The 17,579-nt window shown below is 67.4% G+C and carries 16 protein-coding genes; 8 read left to right on the forward strand and 8 right to left on the reverse strand.

The genetic code is table 11. The features are described from left to right. Positions 1 to 26: 26 nt before the first annotated feature. The 5 genes from ABD768_RS25855 (at position 27) to ABD768_RS25875 (ending at position 5,608) form a co-directional block, all read left to right on the forward strand. On the forward strand, positions 27 to 1,196 hold the full coding sequence (locus ABD768_RS25855; RefSeq protein WP_343967120.1) for a Gfo/Idh/MocA family protein: 1,170 nt from the start codon (positions 27 to 29) through the stop codon (positions 1,194 to 1,196). Further along, complete coding sequence (locus ABD768_RS25860) at positions 1,193 to 2,347, forward strand: dihydrodipicolinate synthase family protein (protein WP_344844787.1); 1,155 nt, start codon at positions 1,193 to 1,195, stop codon at positions 2,345 to 2,347. Before ABD768_RS25855 ends, ABD768_RS25860 begins: the two co-directional genes overlap by 4 nt. After that, entirely contained in the window at positions 2,344 to 3,159 is an 816-nt protein-coding gene (locus tag ABD768_RS25865; RefSeq protein WP_344844789.1) for a sugar phosphate isomerase/epimerase family protein, read from the forward strand. Before ABD768_RS25860 ends, ABD768_RS25865 begins: the two co-directional genes overlap by 4 nt. A 35-nt stretch (positions 3,160 to 3,194) precedes the next feature. Beyond that, positions 3,195 to 3,953 carry a sugar phosphate isomerase/epimerase family protein gene (locus tag ABD768_RS25870; RefSeq protein WP_344844792.1) on the forward strand — a complete coding sequence of 253 codons (759 nt, stop codon included), beginning with the start codon at positions 3,195 to 3,197 and terminating at the stop codon, positions 3,951 to 3,953. Between the two features lie 200 nt (positions 3,954 to 4,153). Continuing rightward, positions 4,154 to 5,608: a diguanylate cyclase domain-containing protein gene (locus ABD768_RS25875; RefSeq protein ID WP_344844794.1), complete on the forward strand. Its 1,455-nt coding sequence runs from the start codon at positions 4,154 to 4,156 to the stop codon at positions 5,606 to 5,608. 331 nt (positions 5,609 to 5,939) lie between these two features. Here ABD768_RS25875 and ABD768_RS25880 read toward each other — a convergent pair whose 3' ends face one another. Next, positions 5,940 to 6,416: a hypothetical protein gene (locus ABD768_RS25880; RefSeq protein ID WP_343967110.1), complete on the reverse strand. Its 477-nt coding sequence runs from the start codon at positions 6,414 to 6,416 to the stop codon at positions 5,940 to 5,942. Between the two features lie 34 nt (positions 6,417 to 6,450). Next, positions 6,451 to 6,939 carry a GNAT family N-acetyltransferase gene (locus ABD768_RS25885; RefSeq protein WP_343967108.1) on the reverse strand — a complete coding sequence of 163 codons (489 nt, stop codon included), beginning with the start codon at positions 6,937 to 6,939 and terminating at the stop codon, positions 6,451 to 6,453. Between the two features lie 132 nt (positions 6,940 to 7,071). Between ABD768_RS25885 and ABD768_RS25890 the strand changes: the two genes are divergently transcribed. From ABD768_RS25890 to ABD768_RS25900, 3 genes are all read left to right on the forward strand, one after another. Further along, positions 7,072 to 8,655: an alkaline phosphatase D family protein gene (locus ABD768_RS25890; protein ID WP_344844797.1), complete on the forward strand. Its 1,584-nt coding sequence runs from the start codon at positions 7,072 to 7,074 to the stop codon at positions 8,653 to 8,655. An 80-nt stretch (positions 8,656 to 8,735) separates the two neighbouring features. Beyond that, on the forward strand, positions 8,736 to 9,602 hold the full coding sequence (locus ABD768_RS25895) for an aldo/keto reductase (RefSeq protein WP_344844798.1): 867 nt from the start codon (positions 8,736 to 8,738) through the stop codon (positions 9,600 to 9,602). Between the two features lie 46 nt (positions 9,603 to 9,648). Next, positions 9,649 to 10,005, forward strand: coding sequence for a tetratricopeptide repeat protein (locus ABD768_RS25900; RefSeq protein WP_344844801.1), 357 nt, complete (start codon positions 9,649 to 9,651; stop codon positions 10,003 to 10,005). A gap of 21 nt (positions 10,006 to 10,026) precedes the next feature. Here the strand turns inward: ABD768_RS25900 and ABD768_RS25905 are convergent, their stop codons facing one another. The 6 genes from ABD768_RS25905 to ABD768_RS25930 all read right to left on the reverse strand — a co-directional run bounded on the left by ABD768_RS25905 (position 10,027) and on the right by ABD768_RS25930 (position 17,459). Beyond that, positions 10,027 to 11,709 carry a glycosyl hydrolase family 28-related protein gene (locus ABD768_RS25905; protein ID WP_344844803.1) on the reverse strand — a complete coding sequence of 561 codons (1,683 nt, stop codon included), beginning with the start codon at positions 11,707 to 11,709 and terminating at the stop codon, positions 10,027 to 10,029. A gap of 97 nt (positions 11,710 to 11,806) precedes the next feature. Next, positions 11,807 to 12,646, reverse strand: a complete 840-nt coding sequence (locus ABD768_RS25910; protein ID WP_344844806.1) for a carbohydrate ABC transporter permease — start codon at positions 12,644 to 12,646, stop codon at positions 11,807 to 11,809. Continuing rightward, positions 12,636 to 13,526, reverse strand: a complete 891-nt coding sequence (locus tag ABD768_RS25915; protein ID WP_344844814.1) for a carbohydrate ABC transporter permease — start codon at positions 13,524 to 13,526, stop codon at positions 12,636 to 12,638. Before ABD768_RS25915 ends, ABD768_RS25910 begins: the two co-directional genes overlap by 11 nt. Then, positions 13,523 to 14,788: an ABC transporter substrate-binding protein gene (locus ABD768_RS25920; protein WP_344844817.1), complete on the reverse strand. Its 1,266-nt coding sequence runs from the start codon at positions 14,786 to 14,788 to the stop codon at positions 13,523 to 13,525. The genes ABD768_RS25915 and ABD768_RS25920 overlap by 4 nt, the downstream gene beginning before the upstream one ends. A 17-nt stretch (positions 14,789 to 14,805) precedes the next feature. Further along, positions 14,806 to 16,419 (reverse strand): FAD-dependent oxidoreductase, encoded by a 1,614-nt coding sequence (locus ABD768_RS25925; RefSeq protein ID WP_344844819.1) that lies wholly within the window; start codon positions 16,417 to 16,419, stop codon positions 14,806 to 14,808. Continuing rightward, positions 16,416 to 17,459 (reverse strand): LacI family DNA-binding transcriptional regulator, encoded by a 1,044-nt coding sequence (locus tag ABD768_RS25930; RefSeq protein ID WP_344844821.1) that lies wholly within the window; start codon positions 17,457 to 17,459, stop codon positions 16,416 to 16,418. Before ABD768_RS25930 ends, ABD768_RS25925 begins: the two co-directional genes overlap by 4 nt. Positions 17,460 to 17,579: the final 120 nt, after the last annotated feature.

A 17,579-nucleotide genomic window follows, 5' to 3' on the forward strand; every position in this document is an offset into this window, starting at 1 on the left:
CCGCGCAGACCGCGCCGAAGAGAGGTATGACTGTGAACGATCGACGCGTCGGCATCGTGATGAACGGCGTCACCGGCCGGATGGGCCTGCGCCAGCACCTGGAGCGTTCCATCGTGGCGATCCGCGAGCAGGGCGGGATCCCGGCCGCCGACGGAACGATGATCATCCCCGAGCCGATCCTGGTCGGCCGCAACGAACTCAAGCTGAAGAACATCGCCGACCAGTACGGTCTGAGCCGCTGGACCACCGACCTGTCCGAGGCGCTCGCCGAGCCCGACGTCGAGATCTACTTCGACTCCCAGCTCACCCAGCTCCGCGAGAAGGGCGTCCGCGCCGCCGTCGAAGCAGGTAAGGCGATCTACTGCGAGAAGCCGATCGCCGAAGGCCTCGAGGCAGCCGTCGACCTGGCCCGCCTGGTCCGCGACTCCGGGCTGAAGAACGGCGTCGTCCAGGACAAGCTCTCGCTGCCCGGCCTGCGCAAGCTCAAGCGCCTCGTCGACGGCGGCTTCTTCGGCGAGATCCTGTCGGTCCGGGGCGAGTTCGGCTACTGGGTCTTCGAGGGCGACTGGCAGGAAGCACAGCGACCGGCCTGGAACTACAAGACCGAAGAGGGCGGCGGCATCGTCGTCGACATGTTCTGCCACTGGCGGTACGTGCTCGACCAGATCTTCGCCCCGGTCAAGTCGGTCTACTGCCAGGGCGCGACCCACATCCCGACCCGGTACGACGAGCAGGGTCAGGCCTACCAAGCCACCGCCGAGGACGCGGCGTACGGGGTCTTCGAACTGGAGGGCGGCATCATCGCCCAGCTCAACTCGTCCTGGACGACGCGGGTGTTCCGTGACGAGCTAGTCGAGTTCCAGGTCGACGGTACCGAGGGCAGCGCCGTCGCCGGCCTGCGCAACTGCCGTGCCCAGCACCGCTCCGCGACCCCCAAGCCCGTCTGGAACCCAGACCTCCCGGCCGCGTACTCGTTCCGCGACCAGTGGGCCGAGGTGCCCGACAACGAGGTCTTCGACAACGGCTTCAAGGTCCAGTGGGAGATGTTCCTGCGCCACGTCGTCGACGACGCCCCCTTCACCTGGGACTTCGTCGAAGGCGCCAAGGGCGTCCAGCTGGCCGAACTGGGCCTCCAGTCCTGGCGCGAAGGCCGCAAGCTAGAGGTCCCCGCCCTCGACATCGAGTCCCGCCCATGACCCTGTCCCTCCGCCTACCCCTCAACGGCAGCCTGGAGACCTACCAGCTAGCCGGTACTCCGATTGCCGCCGGCAACTACAACCCGGCAACCTCTCGCTTGGCCTTCGCCGCTGCCCATGTGGTGTCGGACCCGTTGGCCGACAACTCGCCGGGCGCGCCCGCGGCCATCGACTGGGACCACACCCTAGGCTTCCGCCGCCATCTCTGGTCCCTGGGCCTCTCGGTAGCCGAAGCCATGGACACAGCCCAACGAGGCATGGGCCTCGACTGGCCGGCAACCCAGGAGCTGATCCGCCGCTCAGCCGCTGAAGCACCAGCTGGGCGTATCGCAGTTGGCGTGGGCACAGACCAACTGCCTGCGGGCACTCACGCACTCGACGCCGTGATCGCCGCCTACGAAGAGCAATTGGCACTCGCCGAAGAGGTCGGGGCTCAACCCATCCTCATGGCCAGCCGAGCCCTGTGCGCCGCCGCCAACTCACCGGACGACTACCGCAAGGTGTACGACCACCTGCTGAGCCAGTCGTCCCGGCCGGTGATCCTGCATTGGCTCGGCTCCATGTTCGATCCCGCCCTCGACGGATACTGGGGCAGCGACTCACTCGATACTGCCGCGGACGTAGTCGTCGACCTGATCAACGAGAACGTGAGCAAGGTCGACGGGATCAAGGTGTCCTTGCTCGACGCGGCCAAAGAAGTTGCCCTGCGCAAGCGGTTGCCCGAGGGTGTCCGCCTCTACACGGGCGACGACTTCAACTACCCGGAGCTGATTCGGGGTGACGGTGAGCGGTACAGCGACGCGTTGCTCGGGATCTTCGCCGCGATCGCGCCGGCCGCCGCGGCCGCGTTGAAGGCGCTCGACGACGGCGAGCTGGTGAAGTACGAGGAGATCTTCGCGCCGACCGTCCCGCTGGCGCGGCAGATCTTTTCGGCGCCGACGTACTACTACAAGACCGGAATCGCCTTCCTGGCTTGGCTCAACGGACACCAGCCCGGCTTCGGCATGGTCGGCGGGCTGCAGACCGGCCGCTCGCTGCCACACCTGGCCGACACCTTCCGGCTGGCCGACGCGGCCGGCGTACTGACCTCGCCCGAGCTGGCGACAACCCGCTTCAAGCAGCTGCTCGCGGTCGGCGGGATCGACGCATGAATCGCTACAGCCTCAACCAGGCGACCACGAAGTACTGGCCGCTGGAGGACGTCGTCGCCGCCAGCACCAAAGCCGACCTGTCCTGGATCGGCCTGTGGCGCGAGCCGATCCAGGAGTACGGCGTCGAGCGCTCGGCCAAGCTCGTCGCCGACGCCGGACTGCGCGTTTCCTCCTTGTGCAGAAGCGGTTTCTTCACCGCCACCGACGCCGCCGAACGCCAGGCGAAGATCGAGGACAACCGTCGAGCGATCGACGAGGCGGCCACCCTCGGTACCGACGTGCTGGTGCTCGTCAGCGGCGGCCTCCCGCCCGGCTCCCGCGACCTCGACGGCGCCCGCGGCATGATCCGCGACGGCCTCGCCGAGCTTGCGCCGTACGCCGGTGAGCGCGGTGTCCGTCTGGCGGTCGAGCCCCTGCACCCGATGTTCTGCTCCGACCGCTGCGTCGTCTCCTCGCTGAGCGGCGCCCTCGACCTGGCCGAGCAGTTCCCCGTCGAACAGGTCGGCGTGGTCGTCGACGCCTACCATCTCTGGTGGGATGCCGACATCTACCGCCAGATCGAGCGGGCCGGCGCCCGGATCTGCTCGTACCAAGTGAGCGACTGGACCACCCCGCTCCCCGCCGACAACCTGCTCGGCCGCGGCATGATGGGCGACGGCTCGATCGAGCTGCGCCGGCTCCGCGCGGCCTGCGACGCGGCCGGGTACGACGGCCCGGTCGAGGTCGAGATCTTCAACCAGCAACTGTGGGACGCGCCCGGCCAGGAGGTCTTCGACCTCGCCCTGGCGCGGTATCTAGAGCACGTCGCCTGAAACATCATCCAGAAACTCGAAGGAGCCACCTCCCCATGAGCGACCGGACCATTCCCGCTGACGGCATCGGCATGCACCTCTACACGATGCGCGAGGCACTCGCCGCCGACTACCCCGGCACCCTCCAGCGACTCGCGGAGATCGGCTACCAGACGATCGGTGTCAGCGGCCGCTTCGGCCACTCGGCCGAGGAGATCCGCTCGTACGCCGATGCGGCCGGCCTGAAGATCGTGCTCGAGCACGTCGGCTATCCCCGGCTGACCGACAACTGGGAGGGCGCGCTCGCGGACGTCCAGACGCTAGGCGGGCAGTGGATCGTCGTACCGTCGCTTCCGGTCGAGCTGCGCACGCTCGACGGGTTCCGGGAGGCCGCTCGTGCCTTCAACACCGCGGGACAGTTGGCGAAGAAGGAAGGGCTGAAGCTGCTCTTCCACAACCACGGCCATGACTTCGACGAGGTCGACGGGCAGGTGCTGTTCGACATCCTGCTCGACGAGGTCGACGCCGACCTGCTCGGCTTCGAGCTCGACCTGTACTGGGTGGTCAACGGCGGCAAGGATCCGATCGACTACTTCCGCGACCACCCCGGCCGGTTCCCCGCGCTGCACGTGAAGGACATGGCGACGGACGGTTCGTTCGCGGACGTCGGCACCGGCACGCTCGACTTCGCCGCGATCTTCGCTCACGCAGAGTCGGGTGGCGTGCAGCAGTGGCTGGTCGAGCACGATGCACCGACCGATCAGTGGGAGTCGGCGCGTACGTCGTACCAGGCGCTGGCATCGATTCGCTACTGATCGGTTTCTCACGGTACGTACCGGTAGGCGTATTCTCGTCACTGACAGCACGCGGTCGGCTCCCGTCCGGCGTAAATCGGTCGTCCGTGCCGCGCTGGAGAGCGTCTTCCGGCGTGATTGGTCTGTCACTCTGTAAGAGGGCCCTCACCACGGCGGGGTCCCGTGAGGCCGCCGACGCCGTGACGCCGGAGAGATCGCACGTGCAGAACGAGCCCACCGTACGGATGACGGCAGTGCGCCGTCTGTACGAGGTGAGCGCCCGGATGGGTGCTGGGCGCAGCCTGGCCGAGACGCTGCAGGCAGTCGTCGACGGCGTCGTCACCGGCCTCGGCTTCGGGATCGCCGTGCTCAACCTGCGGCAGGCCGACGGCAAGTTCGAGGTGATCGCCGTCGCCGGCTCGCCGGAGGCCCGGGAGGCGTTGCTCGGCACGATCAGCGCGGCTGACATCTTCGACGCGGAGTTCGCGATCGCGGACAAGTGGGGCGGGCTGCGGTTCGTACCGCACGAGCGGCTGCCCGAGGGCGGCGAGATCGTCGGCTGGGTGCCCGAGATCCCGGTACCGACCGCAGCCGACGCCTGGCATCCGCTGGACGCGCTGTTCGCGCCGCTGCACTCGTCCGATGGAGAGCTGGTCGGGATGTTGTCGGTCGATCTGCCCGAGGACCAGCGGCGACCGGGGCAGATCCATCGCGAACTGCTGGAGATCTTCGCGACCCAGGCCGGGATCGCGATCGACAAGGCCCGGCTGACCGATCAGTTGCTCGCCGAGAAGGCGCGGCTGGAGGCGAGCGAGACGACTTTCCGGCTGGTCTTCGAGGGCGCCGGCAACGGGATGGCGACGATCGCCTTCGACGGTCCGGAGGCGGGGCGGATCCTTCGCGTCAACGACGCTTTCTGCCACATCACGGGGTACACGCCGGGTCAGTTGATCGGCACGACCTTCGTCGACTACCTGCGCGACGAGGAGACCGGCCAGACTGAGCGGGAGATCCAGCAGCTTGCCACCGGGCGCGGCCCGTACCGGTTCGAGCGCACGTTCCGGCGTACCGACGGAAACGACATCTGGCTGGGCGGCACCGCCGCGATCGTTGACCAAGGCAAGGATCAGTCGCGGATCATCCTGATCCAGATCGACGACGTGACCGCCCGCAAGGACGAGGAGCGCGAACTCCGCCACCACGCGGCCCACGATCCCCTCACCGGCCTGCCGAATCGCCGCCTGCTCCAGCACCGCTTCAATGCTGCGCTGCAACGGTCGCGACAGAGCGGGCGACGCGGGGTCCTGCTGTTCTGCGACCTGAACCACTTCAAACAGGTCAACGACAAGTACGGCCACGAGGCCGGCGACAAAGCCCTCCGCGAAATCGCCGATCGGCTTTTGACCGAGGTCCGCCATGGCGACACCGTGGCCCGCCTCGGCGGCGACGAATTCGCCATCCTCGCCGAAGACATCGACGGCGACGACCTGGACGTCCTGATGCGCCGCATCGACGAATCCATCAGCCAACCACTCGACGGCATCGACGTCCCGGTCACAGCCAGCATCGGCACCGCCATCGTCAGCCCGTACGCCGCCGACCTCGACGAACTCCTCCGAACCGCCGACAACGCCATGTACGAAGCCAAACGCGCCTACCGAGCTACTCAGACCTGACCGGCTCCCCCGCGGGCTGAAGCATCGACTGGTCGCCGATGGATGCGATCGCACAGCTGGCGACGAGCGGGGAGGGTTGGGGAGGGTCGTACCCCCGATCTGGGCGAAACACCTCCTCGGCCCCTGGGAAGATCCTCCCCAAGTCCAGGGTTGCAGACCGTTGGAGCACGCCAACTCATCAGGCCAGCGCCTACCGTCGCAGGTTCGATGGTTTGCGGGGTTGGGTGGTGGTGGCGATCCGGTGGGCCGACTGTTGTTGGTAGCGGGCGGACGGCCCGGAGCATGTGACGCAGGAGGGCGCGTTCGGGCTGTTGGTGAGAGCGCCTGGGGATTACTGGGCGGGGCGTTGTCTGCGGCGGCGTTGTTGGCGGCGGTCTGCTTTGGCTGTTCGGTGTCGTTCGGATTCCCACTGTTGGAGGATTGCGATGGCGGCCTCGTTGTGGCGGTCGACCAGTGGCATCACCCGGTGGATGTTGGTGAAGGCGAAGATCGGGGTCCAGTGGGACTTGCCGTCGGGGGACTTCCAGCGGACGGCGGGGAAGTCGGTGATCGAGGTCACCTGGTCCCGCGCGATCCGGCGGTTGCGGAACAACCCGTGGACCTCGACGCCCGCGTCGTCGCAGACCACGCCGAGGCGCCATCCGAAGAGTCCGAGGTAGCAGGCGGCCGCCAGCGCCACCACCCCGACACCGATCACCACGCCCAGCGGTACGTCGTTGCCGTACAAGACGATGACCAGCACGGCCGCCAGGACCGGCCAGACAAGCGCACTGGAGATGCGGGTGATCAGCAGGGGTTTCAGTTCCACCTGGTCATTCTCGCTCAGCCCACCCAGACGTCGGCTATTCGAGCGAGCCCAGCTTGGTGAGGGCTTCGTCGGTCAGGCGGTAGACGGTCCACTCGTCCTGGGGGTTGGCGCCGACGGACTTGTAGAAGTCGATGGCTGGGGTGTTCCAGTTGAGGACTGACCATTCGAGGCGTTCGTAGTTGTTGAGGACGCATTCTTGGGCCAGGGCGGTCAGGAGGGCTTTGCCCAGGCCGGAGCCTCGGTGGAGGGGGCTGACGAAGAGGTCTTCCAGGTAGATGCCGTGGACTCCTCGCCAGGTGGAGAAGCTGAGGAACCAGATGGCGCAGCCGACTACCTCGCCGTCGGCGAGGGCTACGTGGCAGAAGGCCGCGGGGGTCGGGCCGAAGAGGGCCGTTGAGAGCTGCTCAGCGGTCAGGTGGCACTCGTCAGGAGCCTTTTCGTACTCCGCGAGTGCGTAGACCAGCTCGACGATCGCCGGTACGTCGGAGGGCTGGGCGCGGCGGATTCGGTCGTCAGTCTGCATGCGAACATCCTGCCGCGTTATCCGTTGACCAAGAGCAAGCAACCGGCGGCAACCGTTTACCTACCGGTCGCCCGAGGGTCATCTGAGCCCGGAAGGCTGAGGCCACCACCGACCGCTCACCGGAGGAAACCCATGGCTGTTTCACGTCGTCGCTTCATCGGACTCGGAGGGGCGGGTGCTGCCGGCGCGGTGCTGCTCGGTACCGGCGCCTGGGACGCCTCGACCACGTACGCCGCCCCGGCCGGCGCAGGCAACCCGTTCACCCTTGGCGTGGCGTCCGGCGACCCGCAGTACAGCAGTGTCGTGCTCTGGACCCGCCTAGCCATCGACCCGTTCGCCGTCGACGGCAAGGGCGGCATGCCGGCCAAGCCGGTCCGCGTGGAGTACGAGGTCGCCCGCGACGAGCGCTTCCGGCACCTGGTACGCCGGTCCAGCGTGGTCGCGACCCCCGAGCTCGGCCACTCGGTCCACCCCGAGGTCAACGGACTGCTGCCGGATCACGAGTACTACTACCGCTTCCGCACCGGCGGCGAGATCTCGACGGTCGGCCGCACCCGGACCACCCCGCATCCGCTCAGCTCGCCGCGTGAGGTGCGATTCGCGTTCGCCTCGTGCAACGCCTGGCAAGACGGGTACTTCACCGCGTACCAGCACATGGCGGACGAAGATCTCGACCTGGTCGTGCACCTGGGCGACTACCTCTACGAGTCCGGCGTGAAGACCAACAAGCGTGGCGTGGTGACGGATCCCCGCTTCCACACCGAGACGTTCGACCTGGCCCGATACCGGCTGCAGTACTCGCTCTACAAGATCGAGGCGCCGCTGCAGGCCGCGCACGCGGCGCACCCGTGGATCCACACGTTCGACGACCACGAGGTGGAGAACAACTGGGCCGGCGACCTCTCCCAGGCCGACACCGAGCCGGATCAGGACCCGGTGATCTTCCGCCAGCGCCGGGCGCAGGCATTCCAGGCGATGTACGAGAACCTGCCGCTAAGGCACGCACAGATGCCCAAGGGCCCGGACATCCGGTACCACCGCCGCCTCCCGTACGGACGCCTCGCCGACTTCACCATCCTCGACACCCGCCAGTACCGGACGGACCAGCCGTGTGGCGACGGCGACTCGGCGACGTGCGACGACCGGTTCGACCCGGACAACACGATGCTCGGCGGCAAGCAGCGCAAGTGGCTGCTGGACGGGTTCCGTCAGTCCAACGCCCGCTGGCAGGTGATCGGCAACCAGACCCCGATGGGCCAGACCGACATGGACCCCGGCCCGGACACCCACGTCTGGCTCGACCCGTGGGACGGTTATGTTGCCGAGCGCAACAAGGTGCTCGCGGCGGCGCAGGACAGCGGCGTACGGAACCTGGTCGTCATCACCGGCGACCGTCACCAGAACTACGCCCTGGAACTCAAGCGCGACTTCGCCGATCCCGGCTCGCGCACGGTCGGCACCGAGTTCGTCGGTACGTCGATCACCAGCGGCGGCGACGGCGCCGACACCACTCCGCAGGGCGACCAGTTCCTCGCCGCCAACCCGCACCTCAAGTTCTTCAACTCGCAGCGAGGCTACGTCCGCGTCACCGCCGACCAGCACCGGTGGCGCTCCGACTTCCGCGTCCTCCCCTACGTCAGCACCCCGGGCGCCCCGATCAGCACCCGGGCCAGCTACGTCGTCGAGGACCGCAACCCGCACGTCCACGTCTCCTGAGGCGATTCAGTAGTCCCACTGCTGACTCTCAGTGGATATTGCTGTTTGAAAGGTGAGCCGGCCTGCGGGAGGTTAGGGGTATGACCTCAACCACCCGCAGGATCGGCGACACCCAGGTCAGCGCGATCGGCCTCGGCGGTATGCCGATGTCGATCGAAGGACGGCCTGACGAGAGCCGGTCGATCGCGACCATCCATGCCGCGCTCGACGCGGGCATCACGCTGATCGACACCGCCGACGCCTACCACCTCGACTCCTCCGACATCGGCCACAACGAGACGCTGATCGCGAAGGCGCTCAGCACGTACGGCGGCGACACCTCCGGCGTCCTCGTCGCGACCAAGGGCGGGCACCTTCGCCCGGGCGGGGGCGCGTGGACGCAGGACGGTTCGCCCGAGCACCTGAAGCAGGCGGCCGAGGACTCGCTCAAGCGGCTCGGCGTCGAGGCGATCGGCCTCTACCAGTTCCACCGGCCGGACCCGAAGACGCCGTACGAGGACTCCATCGGCGCGATCCGCGACCTGCTCGACGCGGGCAAGATCCGGATGGCCGGTATCTCCAACGCCAACCCGGACCAGATCCGGCAGGCGAACGAGATCCTCGGCGGCCGGCTCGTCTCGGTCCAGAACCAGTTCTCGCCGGCCTTCCGGTCCAGCGAACCCGAGCTCGAGCTGTGCGACGAACTCGGGATCGCCTTCCTGCCCTGGTCCCCGCTCGGCGGCATCTCCAACGCCTCCGACCTCGGCGACAAGCACCCGGCGTTCCACCAGCTGGCCGGCGAGCTGGGCGTCAGCCCGCAGAAGCTCACCCTGGCCTGGATGCTCGCCAAGTCCCCGGTCGTCATCCCGATCCCCGGCTCCAGTCGCCCGGAGACCATCCGCGACTCCTACTCGGCCATCGAGCTGACCCTCACCCCCGACCAGGTCGCCACCCTCGACGCATCCTGAACACCTAGGCGGAATACCGGCTCGGCCAAAGGACGTTGAGGCGGGCATGGAGGACATGCGCGCGTTGAGTTATGGCCTTGGCCAGCAGTACTTCGACGAGCGGGACTATCGCGGCGCGATCCGTGCACTGCTCCCAATCGTCGAGGAGACCCCGGAAGACGTGGGCACTCGTCTGTTGCTGGCGCGTGCCTACTTCCACAGTGCATCCCTGAAGCCGGCCGAGGAACACCTGCTGGTGATCCTCGACCGCGACCCGACCGAGGCGTACGCACACCTGTTGATGGCCCGTACGCTCGAACGCCTCAGCCGCGGCGACGAAGCCATCAAGCACCGCCGAATCGCCGCTGCCCTCACCGGCGACGATTCACTCCTGGCCTCGCAGAGCCACAGCACGAAGAACTAGCGTCACGCCGTCAGCGGGCCCCTAGCCGCGGGCCCGCTGGGCGGCGTACAGGTCGGCGACCGAGGGACGCGACGCCAGTTGATACGTGCCGTTCTCGAGGTCGCCCTGGAAGTCCCGAGGCAGCCCGCTCCCCGCGGATCCCAAGCCCTGCAGGCCGACGGTGATGCTGCGAGGAGCGACGTCTGCCAGGTCGATCGCGTAAGGAACACCGCTGGAGATGCGGACGTTCCAGTGCGCGATCCGGGCTCCGAAGAGTGGACCGGAGGCCGCCGAGCCACCCACCCGGCCGTTGTTGGTGAGGGTGATGTCCGTTCGGGCGTTCTCGAACGGCATCGCCCGGTGGGTGTCGAACGTGCCCTCGGCCATCGTGCCGCGACGCCAGACGTTCCCGGCCGACAACCCTTCCAGGTTGAGCCCGTGATGCAGCGACCCACTCGGCAGCGGGACGGTGAACTGCTCGATCTCAAAGCCGTCGATCAGGTTGTCATGCGACTGCATCCGGCAGGCAAAGCTGTGATGAGCCGACCGCCCACCCACCACGACATCGGTCAACGTCACCGCCTTCGTAGTGGTGAACCCGAACCCCAGATCACAGTTCTCGACCCGTACGTCATCAGCCCAGCAGTCATGAACCGCCTGGAAACACAGGCCGTTCGACCCTGGATGCCGGTTGTGGATCGTCATCGGCCGCAGCTCGTTGCGGATCGTCAGCGACTCCACCCCGACGTCATGCAGCGTCGGCCCGATCTCCCGGAACCGCGACGGCCAACTCGGCCGCAGGTCGTACCGCAACGGCTGGGCCAACCTCACCAGGCGGTCCCCCAGCACAGCCTCGATCCGGACCGGCCACTGCAGCGTCGCGTACTGGATGTATTGCCCACCAGACCCAGTCGTCAGCTGCGGCGCCTTCACCGGCCAGTCATACGCGCTGACCCCGGCGCCATCCCCAGCCACATGCCGCAGCACGCCCGCGTCGGCAGGATTGTCCGTCTCCAGTACGACGAGATCGCCCGCCGCGAGCCGACTCGTATCCGACACGAGCAGCGTCCGCTGCCCCCGTGACGCCGACCCGACCGCGGTGAGCGTGTCGCCGAGCAGCCATCCCTCCGACGCCGCGAAGTCCTCAGCCTCGGACTTGGCCTTCCGTTCGGGTGCGATCACCCAGATCTGCCCGCCCGTCCAGGACCAGCGACTCTGCAAGCTCGGCTGGAGGTTGGGCCGGTACGACTGCTCGAGCGGCCGGGTGAAGTGCAGGATCGTGTCGTCGGGGCCGGAGCCCTTGAGGACCACGTTCGACCACTGGATCCAGAGCGGCGAGTCGAGACGGTACGTGCCTCGCGGTACGACGACAGTGCCGCCGCCGTGCTCACCGGCGTACCGGACTGCTGCCGTGAAGGCGGCTGCCGAGTCGACGGCGAGGTCAGCCCGGGCGCCGAAATCGGTGACGCGGGCGACGACTCGCGGCCGGCGCGGGCGCTCGCCGCCGCCGTAGCCGGCGTGCGAGATATCCGGGATGAGCGGATGCGTGCCGGGCGCCGCCGCCCACTGATCGAGCAGCTCGGCCGAGACATCCTCCCGGCCTCGGGTCGCAGTTCCGCCTGACGGGACCGCGGCGGCTGTGGCGGGAAGCGCCGCCGCGGCCGGCAGCGCGACGGCCCCACCTAGCAGTAGTCGGCGGGAGAGCTGGGGACGGTCCTGTCGCATGGTGGCGCTCCTCGGGCGGTGAGGTTTCGCATGGCGGGACCCAGTTTCACTGGACGGGACCGATCTGACAAGGCCTCGGAAAGCCTTCTCCGACGAACTACCCCTTGAGCCCCGAGTGCGCGATCCCCTCCACGAACTGCCGCTGCGCCAGCACGAACACGAACAGCACCGGTACGACGGTCAGCGACGCGCCGGCCAGCTGGACGTTCCACATGTTGCCGCCGTACGCGTCGGTGAACCGGGTGAGCGCCTGCGGCAGGGTGAAGAGCTCCGGCGTGGTGATGTACACGGTCGGCTCGAGGTACAGGTTCCACGACGACATGAAGGTGAGGATCGCGACCGCCGACGCGGCCGGCTTCGACAGCGGTACGCCGATCCGCCACCAGGTCGCCACCCGCCCGAGCCCGTCCAGCCGGGCCGCCTCCTCCAGCTCCAGCGGCAGCGCGATGAAGAACTGCCGCATGATGAACGTCGCCAGCACGCACGGTCCGGCGAACGACGTGACCAGGATCAACGGCCAATGCGTGTTGATCATCCCGGCCCGCTTGAACATCTGGAACAACGGCACGATCGTCGTCTCGCTCGGCACCAGCAGCCCGGTCAGCACGACGACGAACAGCATGTTCCGCCCCGGGAACCTGATCCGCGCGAAGGCATATCCGGCCAGGCTCGACACCAGCAGCACGATCACCGTGACGACGACCGCGATGTAGACGCTGTTGACGTACTGCCGCCCGAACGGCTGGAAATCAAAGGCTTCCGAGTACGCCCCGACGACCGGATTCTTCGCGAACAACGTCGGCGGCGTCGCGAAGATCTCCCGCAACGGCTTGAACGAGGACGTCACCATCCACACCGTCGGCACCACGAACGGCAGACACAACACGACCAGTGCGATGTACCAAACAGCCCGCCGGACCAGCCGATCACTCTTCATGGAAGACCCACTTCCGACGCAACTGCCACTGCAGAATCGTCAACACCAGCACGAAGGACAGCAGCATCAGCGCCAGAGTCGACCCATACCCGATGTTGTTGAACTCGAAGGCCTGCTGGAACACGTAGTAGACAAGGACCGTCGTCGAGACACCCGGCCCGCCCTGAGTCAGTACTGCGATCTGCGCGAATGCCTGCAGCGCTCCGACCACCGTGATGATCCCGGTCAGCAACAAGGTCGGCGAGATCATCGGCAGCGTGATCCCGAAGAAGACCTTGCGGCTGCTGGCCCCGTCCACCCGGGCCGCCTCGTAGAGCTCGCGCGGAACCCCTTGCAGGGCAGCGAGGAAGAGCACGACGTTGACCCCGACACTGCGCACGACCTGGGCGAAGATGACGCTGACCATCGCCGTCGGCCCCTGCTGAAGCCAGTTCGATCCGTCGATCCCGACTACGGACAACACTCCATTGATCCCCCCGTTGTCCTGCAGCAAGAACCCCCAGACCAGCGTCCACGCGACTACCGAAACCACCACCGGTGAGAAGAAGATCGCCCGGAAGGTGGTGACGCCCGGGAACCGCCGGTTGAGCAGAACCGCCAGGAGCAGCCCGACCGTGAGATTCAGGACCACGACGCCACCGGAGAAGAACAGCGTGGCCAGCAACACCTTGGGCAACTGCGGGTCGTTCACCAGATCCGCGTAGTTCGACCCGCCGTTGAAGGTCATCTCGCCGGTGAAGACGTTCCAGGTGTTGAAGCTGTAGAACACCGCGAGCCCGACCGGCAGCAGGACGAACAGCAGGACCCCGAGCACCTGCGGCGCGACGAACAGATACCCCGCCAAGCTGTCGCGTCTGCGGCCGGTCCAATACCCAGTCATTTCAGCAGCGGCTGCAATGCGTCGCAGGTCTTGCCCAGCACGGACTTGATGTCCGCATCCTCGGCCCAGATCGCATCCAGCGCAGCCTTCCCCTTCTGCGAGATCTCGGCCGGCTTGGTGTGGTTGGGCAGCGTCACGGCGCCGTTCAGCTGGTCGATCACGACGGCCTGGAGTTGCGCGGCCGACAGTTTCTTGTTCACCGCGGCCAGCTTGGCGCCGGTCAGCAGCGACTTGCGCGGCGGCGGGAAGTACTGGGCGAGCTTGGCCGCATTGGCCGGATTCGTCAGGTAGGCAAGGAATTCCGTTGCCTGCGGCACATGCTTGCTGGACTTCAGTACGCCGACGCCCGCCTGCCCGATCACCGAGTACTTCCCGGACGGCCCGGTCGGCAACGGGTGGATCGAGTACTTGAACGCACCGTCGAGCAACGTCGCCCGTGACACCTGAGCAATCGTGAACGCGGAGTCGCCCGCGAAGAAGTCGGCCTTCACCCCAGGCCCGGGCATCGACTTGTCGACGTAGATCGCGTTGTGCAGGAACTGGAACGCCGACACCATCTGGTCGCTGTTCATCCCGCACTGCGTGCCGTCCGCGTTCCACGCGGACGCGCCCCAACCCGGCCACACGGTCCCGAGCATGTTCCAGCCCGAGTAGTCGAAGTCGCGGATGACGAAACCCGCCTTGCCGGTCTTGGCGTGGACCGCGCCACCGATCTTGCTGACCTGCTCCCAGCTGAGCTCGCCCTTCCCGGCGGTCTGGCCGGCCTTGGCCAGCAGGTCGTTGTTGACGTAGAGGGCGAACGGCGAGTTGGAGAACGGGTACGCGTAGAGCTCACCGTCCCGGCTGAACTCGGCGGTCACGCTGTCCACCAGATCGCCGTAGTCCCAGCCCGCCGTGCCCTTGAGCTTGCCGGTCAACGGCACCAGCGCCTTCGCGGCGATCAGGTCGTGCGAGATGTCACCCATCCAGGCCAGGTCGGGGGTGTTGCCACCGGCGATCTGCGTGGTCAGCGTGCTGTTGTAGTCGGCGAACGGCAAGCTGTCGAAGGTGATCCGGCGTACGCCGGGATGCTCGGCCCGGTACGCGTCCGCGATCGAGTTGAACAACGCCAGCTGATCCTTGTTGGACGTCCAGACCGTCATCCGCAGGTCGACGCCGTCGGGCGATTCGGCCGCCGGCGACGATCCGCCACCGCAGGCCACCAGCGCGAGCACCATGCTGCCGATGGCAGCCGTCCCGAACACTCTCCTCGTGATTCTCATCAGCGGTTCCTCACAAGCTAGTACCCGAGCACCTCGGGCCAATGGAGTTCGACACCGGCCTCGACGAGGCGGGTCTGGAAGCGCCGGACGGCATCGGGGTCCGCGACGACGTCCTGCGGCCGGACCGATTCCTCGAGACAGAACGCGGCGAGCTCCCCCGTCGCCTCGCCGATGTTCCACTCGACCGGATGGAGCCGGTAGGCCCCGTTGGAGATATGGGTGGTACCGATGTTCTTTGCTGCTGGCAACAAGTTCTCGGTCCGGATCGGGACCAGCGCCCCGAGCGGGATCTCGAACGGCACCGACTCGACGTCGATGTAGTTGTCGCCGCCGGTCGACGGATGCAGGTCGATCCGGTACATCCCGACGCCGACCGAGTCCTCGAACCGGACCGGCCGCGCGTCGCCCCGCAACGCCACCGACAGGTCCTGCTCGACGATGGTCCGGCAGGCCACGATGCGCCGGGACTCCCGGATGTAGGGCGCTTGCGCGAAGCCGTCCGGCGTACCGGTGATGTCGCCGCGCAGGCGCAAGCCGGGCCAGCCATGGCCGCCGTCGGGGCGAGGTGCCTCGGTCTGCAGCCAGTAGAAGTAGGACAACGACAGCTCCTTGGCCGCCGCCAGATGCGATTCGGCCTCCGGGGTGTCGATGATGGATCCGCCCAGGTAGTCGAGCATCGGCCAGTTGGCCAGCACGATGTCGCTCTCGTACGTCCCGGGCAGGAAGTTCTTCCGGGCGGTGATCCGCCGGAACTGCCACAGGTCCATGTCACCGGGATCGACCCGGGGATCGGCCTGGTGGTCCTCGGTGGGGTTCACTCGCAGCGTGCGCTCCTCGGGAGCCAGGGTCCGCGGGTTCGGCGCGACGAACGAGAGCAGCGGCGCACCCCAGAAGTCCGGCTCGTACAGCCGCCACTTCCCGTACCCGACCGGCATCTCGATGGTGTGGTCACCCTCGACGTGATCGAACGCGAAGCACCACGAGATCGCCTGGACGTTCTGCGGGTCCGCCTCCTCCGGCGCACTCGGCTCACCCGTCTCGGCCCGCGACTCCGCGCCAACCCGGTACTCCGTGCCGGCCAGCGGCAACAGATCGCCCGTCTCGGTCGCGTCGAGCACGAACGCCGCCTCGACGACAATCTCCCGGCCCTCGCCTCGCAGCGTCACACTGCGGACGACGTCACCCTCAGCCTGTACGGCGATCGGCTCGTACGGCTGCAGGACCACCAGTCGCCCGCTCGATCGGTACGGCGCAAGCAGTTGCTCGATCACCGCCACGGCCACCCGCGGCTCATGACACAACCGGCTCACCCGACCGAGCCCCGGATTGAGGTGCGGATCCTTCCGGGCACTGTCGCTCAACGGGTAGTGATCCCGGTAGTACTGCCTGATCCCTTCGCGCAGTTCCCGGTACGACGCGGTGACGCCGAACTGCTCGACCCACACGTGCTCGTCGGGTGGGACAGCCTGCGAGGTCAGCTGACCACCGAGCCACGGGTTGGGGTCGGTCAGGAGAACCCGCAACCCGCGGCGCAGTGCGGCCAGAGCGCCGGCCACCCCGCCGACACCACCGCCGATCACGGCGACATCCGCGCGCATCAACCTGGCGCCTCGGTCGACGCCCGCTTTCACCGTGACTCTTTCAACTGAGCCAGCGTCGCTCCGGCGACGATCGAGCCCTCGATCATCGTTCGGAGCTCGAGCTTTGCCCGGGCCTTGTCGTTGCGCACGATCAACTGCTGCAGCAAGGCGAGCGCCTCGGCGGCGAGCTGTTCACGCGGCAACTGGAAGCCGGTCATGCCCCGGCCGCCCAGCGAATGTCCTTCGACATCACCGAGGACCGCCAGCGACAGGTCCTCCGGGATCGCCTTGCCGTGCTCGGCCAGCTCGACCGCGAGCGCCTCGGCCATGAAGACGTCTTCGGTGATGACGACGGTGTCGGTACCATTCGCGATCACCGCGGCCACCTCGGAAAGGTCGGAGTCGGCGGTGCTCAGCAACGTCGTCTCGACCTGCATGGTCTCGGCGGCGAGCGCCAGCCCGGCAAGACGGTCGGCGGCGGCCGGCGTACTGCGGCCGTAGTGCGCGTAGGTGATCCGGCGGTGGCCGAGGGCAACGGCTTGCTCGACGATGTCGCCGGTCAACGTGACGTAGTCGATTCCGACGTACGGGACGCCCGGCTCGTCGCGGCGACCGACGGCGACGAAGGGGAAGCCCTCTTCGACGAGTCTGGTCAGCTCTGCGCTGTCCATCTGCTGCCCGAGCAGGATGCAGCCGTCGGTGAGCCGCAGCCGGGTCTGCTTGTGGAACAGCTTGCGGGTGCCGTCCTCGACGGGCGACGAGGTGAAGAACAGCAGGTCGCAGCCGAGGCGCTCGGCCTCTTGCTCGATCCCATGCAGCAGCGGGCCGTAGAAATCGAGGCTCTCGCGGGACAAGGCGGCCTCGTAGGTGAAGACCCCGAGGATCTTGTTGTCCAGGCCGGCCAGTCGGCGGGCCGCGGGATCGGGCACGTAGGTGGTCTGCTCGATCGCGCGGCGGACCCGCTCGCGAGTAGCCTCGGGAATCCGGACGTTCGAGTACTCCCGGTCGTTGAGGACCATCGACACGGTGGCCTGGCTGACGCCCGCGATCCGGGCGATCTCCCGCTGCGTGACCTTGGGTGGCTTCTCCATGCACGCACCTGTTTCCGTTTGATGATGCGAATTATCAGGACGCTAACACGCGGCTCCGACGAACCGCAACGGCCTCTTGACAGCTGCCGCCTGGCCGATGAAAGTTGGTGACTGATGTTG

Source organism: Kribbella ginsengisoli (assembly GCF_039537185.1).
GTDB classification, from domain to species: domain Bacteria; phylum Actinomycetota; class Actinomycetes; order Propionibacteriales; family Kribbellaceae; genus Kribbella; species Kribbella koreensis.

Excerpts from the sequence above, each read along its gene's own strand:
- ABD768_RS25855 (WP_343967120.1), top strand. The coding sequence starts at position 27 with ATGACTGTGAACGATCGACGCGTCGGCATCGTGATGAACGGCGTCACC.
- ABD768_RS25860 (WP_344844787.1), top strand. The coding sequence starts at position 1,193 with ATGACCCTGTCCCTCCGCCTACCCCTCAACGGCAGCCTGGAGACCTAC.
- ABD768_RS25865 (WP_344844789.1), top strand. The coding sequence starts at position 2,344 with ATGAATCGCTACAGCCTCAACCAGGCGACCACGAAGTACTGGCCGCTG.
- ABD768_RS25870 (WP_344844792.1), top strand. The coding sequence starts at position 3,195 with ATGAGCGACCGGACCATTCCCGCTGACGGCATCGGCATGCACCTCTAC.
- ABD768_RS25885 (WP_343967108.1), bottom strand. The coding sequence starts at position 6,939 with ATGCAGACTGACGACCGAATCCGCCGCGCCCAGCCCTCCGACGTACCG.
- ABD768_RS25890 (WP_344844797.1), top strand. The coding sequence starts at position 7,072 with ATGGCTGTTTCACGTCGTCGCTTCATCGGACTCGGAGGGGCGGGTGCT.
- ABD768_RS25895 (WP_344844798.1), top strand. The coding sequence starts at position 8,736 with ATGACCTCAACCACCCGCAGGATCGGCGACACCCAGGTCAGCGCGATC.
- ABD768_RS25900 (WP_344844801.1), top strand. The coding sequence starts at position 9,649 with ATGGAGGACATGCGCGCGTTGAGTTATGGCCTTGGCCAGCAGTACTTC.
- ABD768_RS25905 (WP_344844803.1), bottom strand. The coding sequence starts at position 11,709 with ATGCGACAGGACCGTCCCCAGCTCTCCCGCCGACTACTGCTAGGTGGG.
- ABD768_RS25910 (WP_344844806.1), bottom strand. The coding sequence starts at position 12,646 with ATGAAGAGTGATCGGCTGGTCCGGCGGGCTGTTTGGTACATCGCACTG.
- ABD768_RS25915 (WP_344844814.1), bottom strand. The coding sequence starts at position 13,526 with ATGACTGGGTATTGGACCGGCCGCAGACGCGACAGCTTGGCGGGGTAT.
- ABD768_RS25920 (WP_344844817.1), bottom strand. The coding sequence starts at position 14,788 with ATGAGAATCACGAGGAGAGTGTTCGGGACGGCTGCCATCGGCAGCATG.
- ABD768_RS25930 (WP_344844821.1), bottom strand. The coding sequence starts at position 17,459 with ATGGAGAAGCCACCCAAGGTCACGCAGCGGGAGATCGCCCGGATCGCG.